Source organism: Nocardioides sp. TF02-7, from assembly GCF_022437945.1.
Lineage (GTDB): Bacteria > Actinomycetota > Actinomycetes > Propionibacteriales > Nocardioidaceae > Nocardioides.
The window spans coordinates 2,789,003-2,806,187 of sequence record NZ_CP092535.1 but is presented as its reverse complement, the minus strand read 5'-3'; the positions used below and the strand labels follow the sequence as shown (position 1 = coordinate 2,806,187).

Here is a 17,185-nt window from a genome sequence, read left to right as displayed (position 1 = left end):
GGCCCGGACGCACCTGCGGCACCGGGCGCTCCGGCGACTCCCCGGACACGCCGATGGTTAAATCTCGGCGAAAGTTTTGGTATCTGATAACCGACCCGGCCTACGCTGCGCGGCATGTATCAGATCCGACAGCGAGCCGGTGTCGCTTCGGCGCTCTCCGCGCTGGTGGCGCTGGCCGTCGCCGTCGCGACCGCGGTCGCGCTCGCGTCGTCCTCCTCGACCGCCGCGGCGACCTCCTCGGCGTCCGCGACGCACCGGCACGAGGGCGTCGTGCGGGCGGCGCCCGGCCAGACCGTCGTGCGCGGGCCCCGCGGGCCGGCGTACACGGACGGCACGACCCGGGTGACCTACCGGATCCCGGGCGCCCGGCGCACCGGCCTGCGCGTGGCGGCCGACGCCCGCGCCGTCGGTCGCACCGGCTACCGGGCGATCCTCCGGTTCGGCAAGCACCGCAAGGTCCTGCGGGTGGTGCGCGCCGGCGCGCACCGGGCGGTGACCCTCGGGAAGGTGCGGGTGCCACAGCGCATCGGCCGCAAGGTCCGGGTCGAGCTGCAGACCGACGGCGACCGGATCCGGGCCCGGGCCTGGGACCCGGGCAAGCGGGCGCCGCGCTGGCAGGTCACCAGGATCGACCGCAAGCCGCTCGCCCGGCCCGGGACGTCGCGGGCCCGGGTGCACCTCGGCGACCGCGCGCAGCGACCGGTCTCGCTGCAGTTCTGGCTGGCCTCGGTCGTCCGGGGCCTCCCCGGGGGCGGCGGCGACCCCGGTCCCTCCGACCCGGCCGACCCCGGCCCCACGGACCCGACCGACCCGGACCCGACCGTCCCGCCGCCCGGCTCCGGGCAGTGCCCGGCGATCGGCATCTACAACGAGGCCGCAGCCGACCGTGACGTCGACGCCCTGCGTCAGTTCGACGGGATGCCCCAGGTCGCCAACAGCTACTACCAGCCGGCGGAGCGGATCCGGATGAGCCAGGAGACGGCGCGGATCAAGCGGGGAACCAGCCCCAACATCACGATCACCACCAAGGGCACCGACCGGCTGGCCGCGCTCGGCCTCGGCCCGAGCCACCCGGGGCACGCGGCCGCCCTCGCGTGGCTCGACCAGCACCTCGCCGACCTGGCCACGCTGACCCGGGTGGACCCCGCGGTGCCGGTGTACGCCACGCTCGAGCACGAGTACAAGGTGAAGATCCGGCTCGGCATGCTCACCGGCCAGTCGGCCGATCCCAAGGTCTACGGCAAGGCCCTCGACCTCTTCTACGCGCGCGCCGCGACGAAGGCCCCGCAGCTGCGGACGACGTACTGGATCGTCGGCAGCGACCGGGCCGTCGAGGGCGAGGTGGGCGAGCAGTTCGTCACGCTCCCGGACGCGGTCCTGTTCGACCCCTACGCGCAGTCCGGCAACCTCAGCCTCACCCAGATCGCCAAGGGCGACCTCGACTGGATCCAGGCGCAGTCGTGGTACCGGGGCCAGGAGGTCGGCCTCGGCGAGTTCGGCATGCAGGTCCGCTTCGGCGACGCCGCGCTCGCGAAGTTCTACACCGGGATCCGTGAGCAGATGGCCGACCTCGGTCTCGCGTGGGGCGTGTTCTTCAACCGGCAGCGCGACCTCGACACCCGCATCGTCGAGCGCAGCGACGGGAAGACGTTCCCCAAGGCGGTGGCGTCGTTCTCGACCTCGTTGAAGGCGACCGGGAGGTGCTGACCGGCCCGCGGTGACAATGGGGCCGTGCTCCGCTCCCGCCGCCTGGCCGTCCTCGGCCCTCCCCTGGTCCTCGCCACGCTCCTGACCGGGTGCAGCACGCCGAGCGAGCCGGCCGACCGGTCGTCCGACGGGCCGGGCACGCGGCCGAGCACCGTCCCGCTCGAACCCGGCACCTGTCCGCGGCTCGGCGTCTACGAGGACTGGAGCCCCGACGCCGACCTGGAGGTGGTCCGTCAGTTCGGGGCCCCGCCCCAGGTCGGCACCAGCTACTACCAGCCCGACCAGCCGGTCCTGGTCGGCGAGGAGAGCGAGCGGATCCGTCGCGGGACCAGCCCCAACATCACCTTCACGACCAAGGGCACGGACCGGATCGAGGTGCTGGCCGCCGGCCCCCGGCACCCCGACTACCCCACCGTCGAGGCCTGGCTCGCCGACCGGCTCGCGGACCTGGCCGCCCTCACCGAGGTCGACCGGTCCGTGCCGGTCTACGCCACGCTCGAGCACGAGTTCCGGGCCAAGGTGCGCACCGGACAGGTCACCGGCCGGTCGGCCGATCCCGTCGTCTACGGTCGCGCCCTCGACCGGTTCTACGCCCTGGCCGCGGAGCAGGCCCCGCGGCTGCGCACGACGTACTGGATCGTCGGCTACGACCGGGAGTTCGAGGGCCTGGTGGGCGACCAGTTCCGGACGCTCCCGGACACCGTGGTCTTCGACCCGTACGCCGACGAGCCGGGTGAGACGCTGACCGCCGTCGCCGCGGAGGACGTCGCCTGGATCCGCCAGCAGCAGTGGTACGACGGGCAGGAGCTCGCCCTGGGCGAGTTCGGCATGACGGTCGAGCTCGGCGACGCCGCCGTCGCCCGGTTCCTCACCGACGTGCCCGACCAGCTGACGGCCCTCGGGATCTCCTGGGCGGTGCTGTTCAACCGCGAGCGCGACTTCGACACCCGGATCGGCGATCGCAGCGACGGCCGGGCGTTCCCGAGGGCCCGGGCGGCGTTCGCCCGGGCCCTGCGGGAGTCGCGGCGGTGCTGACGGTGCTGGGCTACGGCGTCCGGAGGGCGTTCAGCGAGAGGTAGAACGTGAGGTCCGGCGTGCCGCGGTAGTTGACGTGGGTCTCCGCCGCGATCACGTTCGTCCCGGCGACCAGCAGACCCGCAGGCACCTCGAGCACCACCGGGTCGGCCTCCGCGACCGCCAGCCGGCGGGCGCTGGGGGCGTAGGTGGTCGGGGTGACCGCACCGTCGCGCATGTTCTGCCGTCCGATCTCGACGCCGTTGACGTAGAACACGGCACCGTCGTCGGCCACCCCGGTGACCACGACCTGCGACAGCCGGGCCGGGTCGGTGACCTGGAACGTGCGCCGGAAGTACGCCGTCTGCGGACGCTCCGGGGTGGTGGCGAAGGTGTCGATGTTGGTCGTCACCTGGCCGGACGCGTTGGCCGGCGCCCAGCCGAGCGGAGCCGTCCCGGACTGCTGCCAGCCCGTGTCGTCGAACCCGACGGTGTTCCAACCGGTGCCGGGGGCACCGGCCTGGTAGCGCCACGTCCAGGCCGAGGTCTTCTCGACCAGGCTCACCGGCACGGCGTCCTCGACCTGGACGGTCCGGGTCGTGGTGGAGGTCAGGCCCTCGTGGTCGGTGACCTCCAGCGTCACGTCGAAGCTGCCGGTGCCGGCGTACGTGTGCTGGACGACCTTCCCGGTGCCGCTGTCGCCGTCGCCGAACGTCCAGGAGTAGCCGACGATCGCGCCCTCGGGGTCGCTGGACGACCCGGCGTCGAACGAGATCGTGAGGCGGTTGTGCTGCACCTCGAACGCGGCCACCGGGGGGCTGGTTGACCGGCACCTCGTTGGTGAGCGCCGGCGTGCTGGCCGACACGTTGCCGGCGCGGTCGACGGCCCGGACGAAGTAGCGCTGCTCCTCCCCGACGCTGCCGACGACCGGCAGGGTGATCTGCGTGTCGGTCGTCACGGCGACCGGACGGTCGTCGCGCAGCACCTGGTAGCGGAGGCCGCTGCCACCGACGCCGTTCCAGTCGAGGGTGATCGAGCCGCTGCTCGAGCTGTCGACGTGGAAGTTCGACGGCGTGCTGGGCGCGACCGAGTCCCGCACGGAGAACCGGGTGAACCCACCGGCCCAGCGGCCGGCCTGCGCCGACGTGCGGGTCGCGGTCATGTCGCCGCCCACCCACAGCCGGCCCGTCGAGTCGACGTGCGTGGCCCAGACGCCGGACCGCATGATGAAGTGCGGGGCGAAGTCGGGAAGGGTCTCGCCGGTCGCCACGTCGTAGGCGCCGAGCCAGTGCTGCGTGTGCGCCGCCGTCCACGGAGCGCCGCCCGGGCCGCCGCCGGACCAGGTCGTCGCGCCGCTGTAGGCGTACTGGTTGTTGGCGTGGGAGCCGGCGTAGAGCACGTCGCCCGCGACCGAGAACGACTGCACGTCGCCCTTCGCGTGCAGGATCGTCGTGCTGATCCGCTGGAAGGTGTTGCGGTCGAACCCGAAGATGCTGTGCTCCGAGCCGCCGGACCACACGTTGCCGCCGCCCTCGACGATCGCCTGCTGGTAGTCCTTGCTGGCCGACCACACCGGCGACCAGAGGGGGTCGGCCAGGTGACGGACCGAGCCGTCGGGGTTGGTCGCGAAGTTCGTGAGGACCGCCGCGGCCTTGCGGGCCGGCACGCCCTTCGAGGTGTTGAAGAACCCGGCCGCGTAGACCCGCGACCCGTCGTCGGAGCCGTCGAGGTCGATGACGGTGCCCATCATCTCCGGGTTCCACCCCGGGCTCGGTGCGCCCGTCGGTGGCGCGGACGCGCGCGAGGGCCCGCATGTAGGTGAAGCTCGGACGGCCGCCGCCGACGAGGTGCGTGAAGTCGCCGCCGAGGTAGAGCTGGTCGCCCAGGCGCTCGAACTCCCAGATGCGCACCATGCCCCCGGAGACGCGGTTCTCGACGGTCAGCCGGAACCCGGTGTCGGTCGCGCCGGTGGTCGGGTCGAGCGCGACGACCCCGGTCGCGGGCTGGCCGTTGGCCGAGGTGAAGTCACCGCCGGCGACGATCGAACCGTTCGGCAGCACCTCGAGCGCACGGACCTGCTCGTTGAGCCGCGGCCGGAACGACTGGACCCACTCGCCGGTCTGCAGGTCGAAGGCCGCGAGGAACGACTGCTCCACGCGTGCGCCCGCGTTGTCGTAGGGCTGGACGTAGCGGAAGTTGCCGCCGACGTACATCCGTCCGCCGGCCTCGGCGAACGCCTGGACCTCGACGCTGCCCTCGCGGGAGGTGGAGCCGGCGGTGCCCGCCACGCCCCAGGGCAGCGGGTCGGCGTCGGACTCGTGCAGGGCGCGTGCCTCGATGGCGGGTGTGCCGCTGCCGGGGATCGCGGTGAAGCCGGCGTCGGTGGACAGCACCCGCGGGCGGACGTAGACCTGGGCCACCGGGACGGCCCGGCCGGCGCCGTTGCTCGGCGCCCACAGGTAGGAGGAGGCGGCGTTGGAGCCGGTGACCGAGTCGCCGTAGGCGAAGCCGCTGGTGTAGCCGGTCTGCTCGCTCGGGCCGGTGCGGATCCGCGCCCAGGAGCTGCCGGTGCCGAAGTAGTCGGTGGTGCCGCTGAAGCCGCTGCTGGTCCCGGAGCCGCTCGAGCCGGGGGTGAACGACCAGGACTGGACCGAGAACCGGGCGGGGAACGCCCACGACCAGCCGGTCTGCCGGGTGTCGGGGCGGAACCGGGCCTCCTGCCAGTCGGTGCCGGTGGTGTTCCGCGCGCGGCGGACCCGGATGCCCTCGCTGAGGTCGACGACCCGGCCGCCGTTGAGCAGCTGGTCGACCAGGTCGGCGGTGTACTGGTGGGTGTCGTGCCCGCTCTGGTAGCCGGTGTCGAGCAGGGCCGCGGCGCTCCCCTTGCCCGAGTCGTCCATCGTCCAGCCGTTGCGGCCCTTGCCCACGAGCACCCAGCCGCCGCCGTCGGTCGTCTGGTCGCAGTAGAACTGCTGGGGCTCGGCCATCTTCGGCGTGAGCAGCCAGTAGGCACCGCTCGGGGCCGAGGGCCGGGCCTGCTTGATCTCCCAGCAGGAGCCGGCAGCGTTGTCCTGGGACGTGCCGAGCAGGGCCGGCTCGGGCGCGGCGGAGGCCGGCCCCGGCACCGGCGCGGCGTTGGCCGGTCCGTTGGCGACGGCCCCGAGGCCGGTGATGCCCAGGGCGACGGCCACGGCGGGGCCGGTCAGCAGGCGGAGGCGGCGGCGCCCCCAGGAGAACTTGTCCATCGGTGTCCCTTGCTCTTGCCGTCCCGAGAACGCGCCCCCACACAAGACGCAGACGGACTGCTTCCGCTCCAGCATCACGGAGCCGCCGAGCACCCGACATCGTCAAGGTTGACGAAGATCCTCACCGATCGGGAGCGCCACGCGAGCCGGCCCAGAACAATGGCGTCGTGCACCGCTTCTTCGCCGGCCTGCTGGCCGCCACGACCACCGCCGCCCTCCTCGTCGGTTGCGGCTCATCGTCCGACGACGACCCGGACGCCGGCCCGGAGGGCGACCGGACCACGGCCGGGCAGCGGGCCGACCCGACCGACCCGACCGACCCGGCCGACGGCTCGTCCCCGTCGGACCCCCCCGCCGCCGACCCCGACCAGGACCGGCCGACGCCGATCGACGTCCCGGCCGAGGTCGCCGAGGAGGCGTCCGAGTCCGCGGACGACTACGCGGAGGCGGTGGCCGACGCCCTGGGCGACCCCGGGGACCCGGACAACCTCGCCGACCTCCCGCTCGAGGGCGTGGCGCTGGAGGCGCTGACCGCGCAGGCCGAGGAGTACGAGCGGTCGGGGTGGCGGATCACGGGACGTCCCCGCGTCGTGTCCGTCGAGGTCTACGAGCAGCGCGACGAGGAGATGGTCATCGGAGCGTGCGTCGACGACTCACGGGTCAAGGTCCGCGATCAGCGCGGCCGGGTCGTGAGCGACGGCGCCGACCGGCCCCGCTCGCTCAACATCTTCACCCTCTCGCGGCGCGGGTCGGGCTGGGTCGTCGTCGACAGCACGTTCCCCGTCCGACCCCGACTGCTGACCGGGGCCGGGCGGTCGGTCGGACGGTCGGAGGGCGATCGCGACCATCACCGCGATCACGGGCAGCCCGTGCGGGAGCAGCCCGTAGAAGAAGATCTGGACCATGCTCACGAGCAGCCCGGCGTTCGCGACCATCGGCACCAGCTCGTGCCGGCGGACCGACCTGACCCACGCCGACAGCATCCACCCGACGAAGCACAGGGCGGCGAGCGGCCCGTGGGACACCAGCACCATCCACAGCTGCCCCTGGGTGCCCACCGGCGGGAGGCCGGGGTGGTCCGGCTCCTGGGGGGCGCCGTAGCCGAGGACCGGTGAGTCCTTCACCGCGTCGATCGACTGCCGGTAGAGCGACGCACGGTCCTCGGTCGTGCTGCTGCCCTCCAGCCGCTGGGCGAGCAGCTCCTCGGTGGGCAGGACCGTGAAGATGCTCGCCGCCACCACCGCGACCGCCGCGATGCCGAGCAGCGCCCGGGCGTTGCCCCGCGCGGCCTGCCGGACCGCGATGTAGGTGCCGGCCAGCGCGAGACCGATGAACATCCCCCGGTTGAGGGTCATGAACGCGGGGACGAGCCCCACCGGCAGCGCGAGGGCCAGCAGCCACGCGCGGCGTCGGCGGCGCCAGACCACGATCGCCGCGAGGGCGAACGGCGTCAGGATGGAGAAGGCCAGGCCCCAGTTGTTCGTGTAGTGGTAGGGCGCGCTCGGGCGGGGGAGATGTCGAAGTAGCTGTCGGGGTTGTACTGCGCGAACCTCCGGACGACCATGTGGTTGAAGAGGTCGTTGGACAGCAGCCCCTGCGGCATCACCGTGGCGAGCGGGGTGCGGAAGACGCCCTCGGGCCACAGCACCCCGAGGTAGCCGCCGGCGACCGTGGCGCACCACAGGGCGACGAGGCACCCGAGGACCACCGGGGTGGTGAGGTGCCGGCGGGCGTTGTAGACGTAGACCGCGACCACGCCCGCCGCGGCGTACTGCAGGAACCGGTAGCCGAAGACCGCGAGCGGCCCCGGTCCGGAGAGCATGACGGCCGAGCAGAGCACGATGACCAGGTAGGCGAGCCAGATGCCCGTCCCCTTGGGCAGGGCCACCCGGCGGGCCCGGGTGAGGTAGCCGAGCATCACCAGCCCCACCACGATCCAGATCAGGTCGACGACGCCGAGCACCCACCAGAGGGGGGAACCCGAAGAGTGCTGCCTTGAGGGGCCACGCCGGCAGCTGCGTCGCGTCGGCCCGCCGCGCACCGCGTCGATCTGAACGCATTGCGGCCATAGTAGGCGGGTGCTGCCGGACCTGCGGCCATACTGGGGCGGACCGGCGGTCGAGCCGCGGCGCCGGATCCGCACGTTGGGGGAGATCGCTCTTGGACACGGACAGCGCCACGCCGACGCTGGGTCTGCTGCACTACATCCGCGTGCTGCGGCGACGCTGGTACACCCTCGTCCTCGGTGCCCTCGGAGGTGCGCTCGCCGCCGTGGCGTTCCTCGCCGTCACGCCGTCGACGTCGACCGCGTTCACGAGCGTCGACCTCGCGGTGGTGTCCAGCCAGCCGTTCGCCCTGGCCCGGCCCGAGCCCGACCTGCTCAACCGCACGACCGAGGAGCAGACGGCGCGCTCCCCCGCCGTGATCGCCCTCGTGGCCGACGAGATCGACCGCAGCATCGCCGACATCCGGGCGTCGCTCGAGGTCGTCGTCCTGCCTGACTCGACGGTCCTCCAGCTGCGCTATACCGCCGGCAGCCGGGACGCGGCGGTCCGCGGGGCCGACGCCCTGGCCGAGGCGTTCCTGGAGGTGCGCTCGGCCGCCAACGCGGATCGTGTGGACCGGATCCTGGCCGAGTACGACGACCGGCTGGACACCCTGGGCAGCCGCCTCGCCGCGGCCAGCCGCGCGGTCTCCCAGGCCTCCGGTCCCCAGGTGGCCGCGGCGCAGGCCGAGCAGGCGGTCGTCCAGGCCGAGATCGACATCCTGCTGCAGGAGCGCAGCCGGCTGACCGGCATCGACACCACCGGCGGCGAGATGATCGCGTCGGCCGAGGTCAACCGCGTCGAGACCGCTCCGAACCGGCCGCTGGTGCTCGCGACCGGCCTGCTGGGCGGGTTGCTGCTCGGCCTGCTCGGCGCGTTCGCCGTCGACGGCATCGACCGCCGGGTCAGGGACCGCCACGACATCGACGACTCCGAGGTCGGTCCGGTGCTGGCGATCCTGCGCGGGAAGCAGAGCGCCACCCCGAGCGCCGCGGTCGACGTCGACGCGGTGCGATCGGTGCGCGAGCACCTGCTGGCGGCGACCCCGCCGGGCACGGCCGTCGTCTCCGTCGCGGACGTCTCGACGCAGGAGGAGCCCACCGACGTCGCGGTCAACCTCGCCGTCGAGCTCGCCGCCGCCGACGTGCCGACCGAGCTGGTCCTCGCCGAGTACCCCGAGCGCACCGTCGACGAGATCCGCTCGGCCCTCGTGCTGCGCAGGCGCGACGCGGTCGCCGACGGCGTGACGACGTACGAGAGCAAGGCCCGTCCCGGCTTCCGGGTCCACGTGCCGGACCCGACCGCCGACGCCGCCAACCCGGCGACCATGTTCGTGTCCCGGGTGCGGGAGCTGGCGGAGAGCGGAGCCGTCGCGCCGATGACGATCGTGGCGCTGCCGCCGCGCGCCAGCCGGTCGCTGGTGCTGGCCGCCGGGCGGCTCGGCACGTCGGTGATCACGGTGTGCACCGCGGGCAGCACCCGCAAGCGCGACCTCGCCGACGTCGCCGACGAGCTGGTGAGCGTCAACGCCACCCTTCAGGGCACGGTGCTGCTGCGGCACCGCCGGCCGTGGGGTGCCGGCCGCGGCCGGGGGGCGGACCGGGGCGAGGAGTCCGCAGCCGCCGCAACGGAGGGCGCCGACGGCAAGGCGCACCGGGGCAAGCGGCCGAAGCGCGAGGTGGCGCGATAGCCGGCCGGGCCGCGGCGGGAGTCGTTCCGTCGCGGCTGGACGGGCTCCCCGGTCCGCTGCGGGGGCTCGCCGAGCAGCTGTGGTTCGCGGTCGACGACGACGTCCGCTTCGCCGTCGGCAGGGTCGGGCAGCCGGCACCGCCCGGCTACCGGGTGGCGGAGCGGTACGCCGTGGTGCCGTCGGTGCGGCAGCCCCGGATGCTGCTGCCGGCCGAGGCCGTCGCCGCCCGCGGGTCCGCGCTCAACTACCGCTCGTTGCGGGGGCCGCGCGAGCGCGCGGTGCGCGCCGTCCTCGGCGCGGCGGCGCGGGCCGGCCTCCCCACCGCGGCGGCGCAGCTGCAGGTCCTGGTCCCCGACGACCGGCCGCACGCGGCGGCGTCGCTGCCGCTGGCGGCGATCGCGCGGGAACTCGGCGGTGGTCCGCTCCGCGCGTCGATCGGCGTCCGCACCGGCGCCAACCGCAAGGCGACCCTCCAGCTCGTGCACGCCGACGGGACTCCCGCCGGCTACGCCAAGATCGGCTGGAACCGCACCAGCGACGACTACGTCCGCACCGAGTCCGCTGCCCTCGCCGAGCTCGCGGCGGCCGGGACCGGCAGCGTCCGGACCCCCCGCCCCCCCTCCTGGCGCTCGAGCACGGCGGCCACCCGGTGCTGGTGACAGAGCCGCTGCCGCCGAGCGTCCGCGCGGTGCGTCCCGGCACCGGTGACGACCCGACCTCGGTCGAGCTCCACGACCTCGCGCCGGTCGTGCGCACCGGCTCGGTCGCCGACATCGGCCAGGTGCGGACGCTACGGGCCCGGCTCGCGGGACTCACGGAGCTCGCGGGGCTCACCGGGCCCGCCGGCGACGCCGTCGCCGAGCCCGCCGCCTGGGCGGTGCGGCTCCTCGACCGGGCGAGCAGGGACGCCCCCCGCCTGACGGTCGCGGCGCGGTGGCACGGCGACCTCGCGCCGTGGAACACCGCGCGGGACGCGACGGGGACGCTCTGGGTCTGGGACTGGGAGTCGTGCGAGCCGGACGCGCCTGCCGGTCTCGACGCCCTCCACTGGGCGTTCAGCGTCCACCGCGAGACCGCGGGGCCGGGCGGCATCCGGCTGGCCGACTGCCTGACCGACGCGGCGCCGCACCTGACCGCCCTCGGCGCCGCGCGTCGTACGTGGCCGGCCCTGCTGCGGATCTATCTGGCGGTCACGATCGAGCGGGCGTGCGGACTGGCAGCAGCCGACGGCGGCTGGCAGCGGCTCTGGATCCAGCCCGACCAGCTCTACGCACTGACCGGTCAGGCCGACGACCTCACAGTGACCAGCTGAGCGGTCGCCCGAGCCACTCCTCCAGCCGCTCCACGCGGGGGGCGAAGTGCGCCCGGAGGTCGGCCTCCGCCTCCTCCGGCATCCGGGGCGACGTGTGGGAGGCGTTGAAGGTGCGCCGGGTCGGCAGCTCGTGGTGCGGCAGCCCGAGGAAGTCGCAGACCTCGTCGAACACCCGCTGGACGTCGCCGTACATGTCCTCGCTGCGGACGACGAGCAGGTTCTCGCGGCCGAGCACCGAGGTCCACCGCTCCAGCTGCGGCAGGTAGTCGCCGCGCGACCGGTACGGGTACCAGTCCCACGCGGTGCTGTGGTAGCCCGGGTCGGCGAGCATCCGGTCCAGCTCCCCCGCGAGCCGTTCGTCCTCGGCCGCGAGGGCATCGGTGAAGGGCAGCGGCTCCACGTGGTTCTGGGTGCGCTCCAGGTAGTGCGACCAGGCGCGCTTCACCGGGTTGCGCACGAGCATGATCGCCTTGGCGCCGGGAGCCGTACGCCGTACCCGCTCGGCGATCCGCGGGTCCCACACGTAGTACGGCGACGCCTCGCCGCCCAACGGCCGGTAGCCGAGCCGGGCCTCGAGCCGGCGCCGGTGCCGCTCGGTGTGGAAGTGCGAGCGGTACCAGTCGTCGCCGCGGTGGTAGGTCGTGGAGAAGAAGTAGTCGGTGCTCTTCTTGCCGCGGCTCTGCGGGAACAGGCCGAGGACGCCGGGGTGCATCAGCAGGTAGTTGTAGAGCGAGGTCGTCCCGCCCCGCTTGGTCCCGATGATGAGGAAGTCCGGCGCCGGCCGGTCCCCGACGGTCTGCAGCGCGAACCGGCGCGTCGCGGAGTTCGCGACGTCCTTCACCCACCGCGGCGAGCGGTCCTTCAGCGACCCGACATCCATCAGCACCAGCCTCTCGTCGTCTCCGCGGGGCACACCCTAGGCCGTCCGGCGGAACACCGAGGCCAGCTCCCCCACGTGGAGCGGGCGGCGGCCGACCCAGCACGCCGCCGCCAGGCACCCGGCCGCGACCGCGGTCCCGGCGAGGAGTGCCGGCCACCCGGCGCCCAGCACCAGCACGGCGAGCAGGCACGGACCGCCCACGCAGCCGGCGACGGTCGCGGCCACGGCCGCCACCGGCAGCAGGTCCAGCGAGATGCCGGTCAGGCGCCGCACGTGGACCGCCGCGAGCGCGACGTCGAGGAGGGTGCCGACCACCCAGGCGACCGCGGCGCCGACCATCCCGAGCCACGGCACGAGCAGCACCGTGCCGACCGTCATCGTCGCCACCGCCAGCACCCGGTTGACGGCCGCGCGGCCGCTGCCGCCGCTCATGAGGAGGAGCGACTGCACGTTGCCGGCCGCCAGCATCACCGAGGAACCCAGGCACAGCACCAGCATCGACAGCGCCGCCTCGTCGAACCCGTCGCCGAGCCAACGGAGGACGGTCGGGGCGTTGACGCCGAGAGCGATGTAGACCGGCGACCCGAACAGCAGCACCCACCGCGCGGTCACGGCGTAGAGATGCGCGACGGCGGCGGTGTCGCCCGCCGCCAGCAGCGCGCTGAACCGGGGGGCGACGGCCACCCGGGCCGCCGTGGACACGATCATCCCGGCGGCGACGAAGCGCGCAGCGGATCCGTAGGCGCCGGCCGCGTCGGCGTCGAGGAGCGCACCGACCAGGATCACCGCCAGCCACAGGTTCGCCTGCTCGGCGGCGGCGGAGACCGTCCGCGGGAGCCCGAACCCGGCGACCTTGCGGACCAACCGCCGGTCGGGCCGCGCCAGCAGCGGCAGCCCCGGGTGGTGACGGCGCACGCCCCGGAGCAGCACCACCACGCTGACGGCGGCCGCCGGCAGGTAGACCGCAGCCCACGCGCCGGAGGCGGCAGCGGCGGCTCCCGCCGGCGGCGACGGCCCCCGCGATCACCAGCAGCCGGAGCCCCGGCACGGCGATGTTCTGGATCAGGTTGAAGGGCAGGACGCTCCCGAAGGCACGGGTGCCGGCCACCGCCACCATCATCAGCGACGCGAACGGCAGGAACGGCGCCGCGGCGCTGACCGCGGCGTCGACCTCGCGGCCGAGCACCGGGCCCGGGGCGACCGCGAGCAGCAGGAACCACCCGGCGACCACGGCGGCCGGGACGACCAGCGACGGGACCAGGATCGCGGTCACGGCCCCCGGGATCGCCGACGGCTCCTCGACGCGCAGCCGCGGCAGCAGCCACATCGCCACCGTGTCCAGGCCGAGCCGCACCACCGCGACGGAGATCATGAACGCCGCGACCGCCTGCAGCACGACGCCGCTGTCGCCGACGCCGAGGATCCGGGCCAGGAGCACCACGAGCAGGAACCCGAGCACCGCGCTCGCGGCGGCGCCCACGAGCGAGACCAGGCCTCCGCGCGCGGCGGCCCCGATCTCACCAGTCCGGTCCGCGGCCGTCCGACCCGTCACGATCCCCCTCGATATCAGTGCTGGGAAGATCCCGGCCACCTGCCCGAAGCGGTCATCGTAGTGCCGGACGGGCGGATAGGGTCGCGTCGTGACGAACCGCCACGACGCGCCCGCCGTGCTCTACATCGGCGGATGGGGGACGCAGCGGCTCCACCCTGCTCGAGTGCATGCTGGCCGAGATGCCCGGGGTGGTCGTGCTCGGCGAGCTGCGGCACATGTGGGAGCGCGGGATCGGCAACGACGAGCTGTGCGCGTGCAGCACGCCGTTCAGCGAGTGCCCGTTCTGGCGCAGTGTCGGCGACCGCGCGTTCGGCGGCTGGGACCGGCTCGACGTCGAGCGGGTGCTCTGGCTCAAGGACACCGTCGACCGGAAGCGCCGCCTCACCCGCACCACCCGCCGCCGGACGCCGCCCGACCTGCGTGACGACCTCCTCGCCTACACCGGGCACTACCGGCGGATCTACGAGGCGGCGGCCGAGGTCGCCGGAGCCAGCGTGGTCGTCGACTCCTCCAAGGTGGTGCCGCTGCCGATGGCACTCAGCCACGACCCCGCCATCGACCTGCGGATCGCCCACATCGTCCGCGACCCCCGCGGAGTCGCGTACTCGTGGCAGAAGTCGGTGGCGCGCCCGGAGAAGGAGGGTGAGTCGATGCCCCGGATCGGCTTGGTCGACAGCACGCAGAACTGGGTCGTCCACAACATGTCGATGACGGGACTGCGCTACCGCGGCGTGCCGGTCCACCGCCTCCGGTACGAGGACCTCGTGCGCGACCCCGGCCCGGTGGTGCGCGACCTCTGGCGCGGGCTGCGGCTCCCGGGCTCCGCGGAGCTGCCCCTGAGCGACCGCCACACGATCACCCTCAACGGCACCCACTCGGTCGCCGGCAACCCGATGCGGTTCCGGACCGGGGAGACGACGGTGCGGCCGGACACCGAGTGGGTCGGCCGGATGAACGCCCGTGACCGGCGAGCCGTGACCGCGCTGTCGCTGCCGCTGCTCAAGCGGTACGGCTACCCCGCCCGGGTCCGGGAGGTCCCGGCATGAGCGGCGCGAGCCCGGACGTCAGCGTGGTCATCGCCACCCGCGACCGGCCGGAGATGCTCCGGGAGGCGGTCGCCGCGGCGCTCGGCCAGGACTACGACGGCCTGGTCGAGGTCGTCGCCGTCTTCGACCAGTCCGACCCCGACGCGGACCTGGCGACCGACGCCTGGGAGGGACGACCCGACCGCCGGATCCGGGTGATCACCAACACCAGGACGCCGGGGTTGGCCGGCGCCCGCAACAGCGGGATCACCGCCGCCACGGGCGAGCTCGTCGCCTTCTGCGACGACGACGACTACTGGCTGCCCGGCAAGCTCCGGCGGCAGGTCGCCGCGCTCAACGCCCACCCCCACGCGACGCTGTGCACGTGCGGCATCCGCGTCGAGTACGACGGTGACCGGCACCCGCGGGTCCTCGAGCAGACCGAGGTGACCCTCGGCATGCTCCTCGCCGACCGGCTCACCGAGCTGCACCCGTCGACGTTCCTCCTCCGCAAGCAGCCCTACCTCGACACCCTGGGCCTGGTCGGCGAGGACGTGCCCGGCGGGTTCGGCGAGGACTACGAGTTCCTGCTCCGCACCGCCCGGCACCACCCGGTCGTCAACGTCTCCGAGCCGCTGACGGTGATCCGCTGGGGCAAGCAGTCGTTCTTCTTCCGGCGCTGGGAGACCATGGCCGCCGGCCTCTCCTGGCTGCTCGAGCGCTACCCCGAGTTCGCGTCCTCGCCCCGCGGGTCGGCCCGGCTGCAGGGGCAGATCGCCTTCGCGCACGCCTCGATGGGCGACCGGCGGTCGGCGCTGCGCTGGGCCCGGCGCGCGTTCCGCAGCAGCGTCCGCGAGCCGCGGACCGTGCTCTGCGCTGGCGGTCGCCAGCGGTGCGGTGAAGCCGGGCTGGGTGATGGAGGCGCTGCACCGGCGCGGTCGCGGGATCTAGCGCCGCCCGCGCTCGTCGGGCGCCGCACCCGCGCCCACGACCTTCGCCGGCACCCCGACCGCGGTGGCACCGGCGGGCACGTCGGAGAGCACGACGGCATTGGCGCCGACACGGGCACCGTCACCCAGGCGGATCCCGCCGACGATGACGGCGCCGGCGCCGACGTCGACACCGTTGCCCAGCACCGGGCACTCGTCGGACTTGCCGTCGTTGCCGACCGTCACGCCGTGACGGAGCCGCACGTCGTCGCCGATCACCGCGCCGTCGTTGACGACGAGCCCGTAGGCGTGGAAGAGCCGGAGCCGGCGACCGACCGTCGTACGCCACGGGATCTCGACGCCGAGGACCCACTCGACCACGACGCGGTAGACGATGCCGACCGGGACGGCGGCGAGCGACGCGCGCCTGTCGACCGGCTGCCGGGCACGCTGCGCGATCCGGAAGAGCAGCAGGATCAGCTGGCTCTTGGGGTAGCCGCGGTTGGCGCGGACGTCCTCGGCGACGAGCCGGAGCAGGCCGACGGGTCGCTGGGTCGACTGGGTCATCGGCGGCCGAGGCTCCTCGTCACGCCGCGATCATAGGCGAGGAGGCGCCGCGTCACCGGCGGAACAGCGCCCGGAACCGCTTGCGGGACCGGTTGCGCTCGGTCTGCTCGACCAGCTCGTCGAGCGCGATCGTCACCCGGTGCCGTGCGGCGACGGTGGCGTCGTCGACGTCGCGCCGCTCGGTGGCCTTGCCGAGCTCGAGCCGCTCGGCCAGCGCGACCTGGAACGACGCCGAGGAGGTGCAGGTGACGACCATCCCCTCGTCGTTCATCACGGCGGCGAACCGCTGCTGGTGGCCGTCGACGTGCTCGCCGAGGCCGGGGTCGCGCGGCACGCAGATCGGGACGTGGCCGGCGCCCCGGGCGTCCATGATGGTGCCCGGGCCGCCGTGGCAGACGACGACGTCGGCCTCGTCGACGAGGCGGACGACCTCCTCGTAGGGGAGGAAGTCGCGGCCGTGCGCGACGAGCGGCGCCCGGCTCGCGCCGTGCTGCACGACGAACCGCACCGCGGGGTTGCGCACCGCCGCCTCGTCGAGCCAGTCGATCAACCGGTTGAACGGGTGGTGGTCGGTGCCGACCAAGGCCAGCACCGTGGCAGAGGAGCTCATAGCAGCGGGCCGACCACCTGGGCGTCCGGGTAGCAGGCGACCTGCGACTCCCACTGGACGAACCGGCGGGTCGTGAACGGGCCGCAGAGCCGGCCGGTCATCGTCGCCGTGTCGACCCGGTCGTAGACCTCGATGAAGACCGTCGGGATCCGCAGGACCCAGGCGACCAGGAAGAACGGCACGGCCACACCCGCGCCGGCGCTGACCAGCACCGCCGGGCGCTCGCGCAACAGGATCCGCACCGCCAGGAGGAAGTTGCGCACGGCGTTCCACAGGTTGCGGGTCGTCGGGTAGTACGACGTGACCACCCGCTCGCCGCTGAGCTTGTCGTCCACGTCGGCGGTCGGCGGCGCCACCCACACCCGGTCGTAGCGGTCCCACCACGACCGCAGCGCCACCAGCTGCGCCAGGTGGCCGCCCTGCGTGGTCACCAGCATGACCGGCGCCTCGGTGGCGACCGGCTCCGGCACCGCGGGCAGCACCGGTGCGGTCGTGACGGTGGCCGGGCGGTCGTCGTAGGCGACGGCCTCCGGGCGCACGTGGTCGGAAAGTGTCATTCCCCCATACCCCCAACATCGACCGGCACCGGGTTGGAGCCCCGGCGCCGT

Annotated in this window: 16 protein-coding genes; 8 read left to right on the top strand and 8 right to left on the bottom strand. The window is 74.0% G+C overall.

The window, feature by feature from the left end; genetic code table 11:
• The first annotated feature begins 114 nt into the window (after positions 1-114).
• Together MF408_RS14425 and MF408_RS14420 are read left to right on the top strand one after the other, a co-directional pair.
• Complete coding sequence (locus MF408_RS14425; RefSeq protein ID WP_240248285.1) at positions 115-1,707, top strand: hypothetical protein; 1,593 nt, start codon at positions 115-117, stop codon at positions 1,705-1,707.
• Between the two features lie 24 nt (positions 1,708-1,731).
• Positions 1,732-2,742, top strand: coding sequence for a hypothetical protein (locus MF408_RS14420; RefSeq protein ID WP_240248284.1), 1,011 nt, complete (start codon positions 1,732-1,734; stop codon positions 2,740-2,742).
• A 10-nt stretch (positions 2,743-2,752) separates the two neighbouring features.
• Here MF408_RS14420 and MF408_RS14415 read toward each other — a convergent pair whose 3' ends face one another.
• From MF408_RS14415 to MF408_RS14400, 4 genes are all read right to left on the bottom strand, one after another.
• Positions 2,753-3,454, bottom strand: coding sequence for a PKD domain-containing protein (locus tag MF408_RS14415; protein ID WP_240251927.1), 702 nt, complete (start codon positions 3,452-3,454; stop codon positions 2,753-2,755).
• On the bottom strand, positions 3,361-5,967 hold the full coding sequence (locus MF408_RS14410) for a fibrinogen-like YCDxxxxGGGW domain-containing protein (RefSeq protein ID WP_240248283.1): 2,607 nt from the start codon (positions 5,965-5,967) through the stop codon (positions 3,361-3,363). The genes MF408_RS14415 and MF408_RS14410 overlap by 94 nt, the downstream gene beginning before the upstream one ends.
• 653 nt (positions 5,968-6,620) lie before the next feature.
• A complete protein-coding gene (locus tag MF408_RS14405; RefSeq protein WP_240248282.1) occupies positions 6,621-7,394 on the bottom strand; it encodes an O-antigen ligase family protein in 774 nt (257 codons plus the stop codon).
• A 23-nt stretch (positions 7,395-7,417) separates the two neighbouring features.
• Positions 7,418-7,930, bottom strand: coding sequence for a hypothetical protein (locus tag MF408_RS14400; protein WP_240248281.1), 513 nt, complete (start codon positions 7,928-7,930; stop codon positions 7,418-7,420).
• Positions 7,931-8,127: 197 nt separating this feature from the next.
• Between MF408_RS14400 and MF408_RS14395 the strand changes: the two genes are divergently transcribed.
• From MF408_RS14395 to MF408_RS14385, 3 genes are all read left to right on the top strand, one after another.
• Positions 8,128-9,702: a hypothetical protein gene (locus tag MF408_RS14395; RefSeq protein ID WP_240248280.1), complete on the top strand. Its 1,575-nt coding sequence runs from the start codon at positions 8,128-8,130 to the stop codon at positions 9,700-9,702.
• A gap of 152 nt (positions 9,703-9,854) precedes the next feature.
• Complete coding sequence (locus MF408_RS14390; RefSeq protein ID WP_240248279.1) at positions 9,855-10,361, top strand: hypothetical protein; 507 nt, start codon at positions 9,855-9,857, stop codon at positions 10,359-10,361.
• On the top strand, positions 10,358-11,014 hold the full coding sequence (locus MF408_RS14385) for a hypothetical protein (RefSeq protein WP_240248278.1): 657 nt from the start codon (positions 10,358-10,360) through the stop codon (positions 11,012-11,014). The genes MF408_RS14390 and MF408_RS14385 overlap by 4 nt, the downstream gene beginning before the upstream one ends.
• Here MF408_RS14385 and MF408_RS14380 read toward each other — a convergent pair.
• Complete coding sequence (locus MF408_RS14380; protein ID WP_240251925.1) at positions 10,998-11,894, bottom strand: sulfotransferase domain-containing protein; 897 nt, start codon at positions 11,892-11,894, stop codon at positions 10,998-11,000. The genes MF408_RS14385 and MF408_RS14380 overlap by 17 nt on opposite strands.
• Positions 11,895-11,930: 36 nt before the next feature.
• A complete protein-coding gene (locus MF408_RS14375; protein WP_240248277.1) occupies positions 11,931-12,824 on the bottom strand; it encodes a polysaccharide biosynthesis C-terminal domain-containing protein in 894 nt (297 codons plus the stop codon).
• Positions 12,825-12,946: 122 nt separating this feature from the next.
• On the opposite strand from MF408_RS14375, the gene MF408_RS14370 reads away from it, so the two are divergent.
• The 3 genes from MF408_RS14370 to MF408_RS14360 all read left to right on the top strand — a co-directional run bounded on the left by MF408_RS14370 (position 12,947) and on the right by MF408_RS14360 (position 16,003).
• A complete protein-coding gene (locus tag MF408_RS14370; RefSeq protein WP_240248276.1) occupies positions 12,947-13,507 on the top strand; it encodes a hypothetical protein in 561 nt (186 codons plus the stop codon).
• A gap of 106 nt (positions 13,508-13,613) precedes the next feature.
• Complete coding sequence (locus MF408_RS14365) at positions 13,614-14,492, top strand: sulfotransferase (protein ID WP_240248275.1); 879 nt, start codon at positions 13,614-13,616, stop codon at positions 14,490-14,492.
• A complete protein-coding gene (locus MF408_RS14360) occupies positions 14,489-16,003 on the top strand; it encodes a glycosyltransferase family 2 protein (protein ID WP_240248274.1) in 1,515 nt (504 codons plus the stop codon). Before MF408_RS14365 ends, MF408_RS14360 begins: the two co-directional genes overlap by 4 nt.
• A 16-nt stretch (positions 16,004-16,019) precedes the next feature.
• On the opposite strand, the gene MF408_RS14355 is transcribed toward MF408_RS14360, so the two are convergent.
• Positions 16,020-16,559 carry a glycosyltransferase gene (locus MF408_RS14355; RefSeq protein WP_240248273.1) on the bottom strand — a complete coding sequence of 180 codons (540 nt, stop codon included), beginning with the start codon at positions 16,557-16,559 and terminating at the stop codon, positions 16,020-16,022.
• A gap of 14 nt (positions 16,560-16,573) precedes the next feature.
• Complete coding sequence (locus MF408_RS14350) at positions 16,574-17,134, bottom strand: UDP-N-acetylglucosamine transferase subunit ALG14 (protein ID WP_240248272.1); 561 nt, start codon at positions 17,132-17,134, stop codon at positions 16,574-16,576.
• Between the last annotated feature and the right edge of the window lie 51 nt (positions 17,135-17,185).

What these genes read in the sequence shown, in the direction of transcription:
- MF408_RS14380 (WP_240251925.1), bottom strand. Translation starts at nt 11,894, where the DNA reads ATGGATGTCGGGTCGCTGAAGGACCGCTCGCCGCGGTGGGTGAAGGAC.
- MF408_RS14370 (WP_240248276.1), top strand. Translation starts at nt 12,947, where the DNA reads ATGTTCTGGATCAGGTTGAAGGGCAGGACGCTCCCGAAGGCACGGGTG.
- MF408_RS14410 (WP_240248283.1), bottom strand. Translation starts at nt 5,967, where the DNA reads ATGGACAAGTTCTCCTGGGGGCGCCGCCGCCTCCGCCTGCTGACCGGC.
- MF408_RS14365 (WP_240248275.1), top strand. Translation starts at nt 13,614, where the DNA reads ATGCTGGCCGAGATGCCCGGGGTGGTCGTGCTCGGCGAGCTGCGGCAC.
- MF408_RS14350 (WP_240248272.1), bottom strand. Translation starts at nt 17,134, where the DNA reads ATGACACTTTCCGACCACGTGCGCCCGGAGGCCGTCGCCTACGACGAC.
- MF408_RS14425 (WP_240248285.1), top strand. Translation starts at nt 115, where the DNA reads ATGTATCAGATCCGACAGCGAGCCGGTGTCGCTTCGGCGCTCTCCGCG.
- MF408_RS14360 (WP_240248274.1), top strand. Translation starts at nt 14,489, where the DNA reads ATGAGCGGCGCGAGCCCGGACGTCAGCGTGGTCATCGCCACCCGCGAC.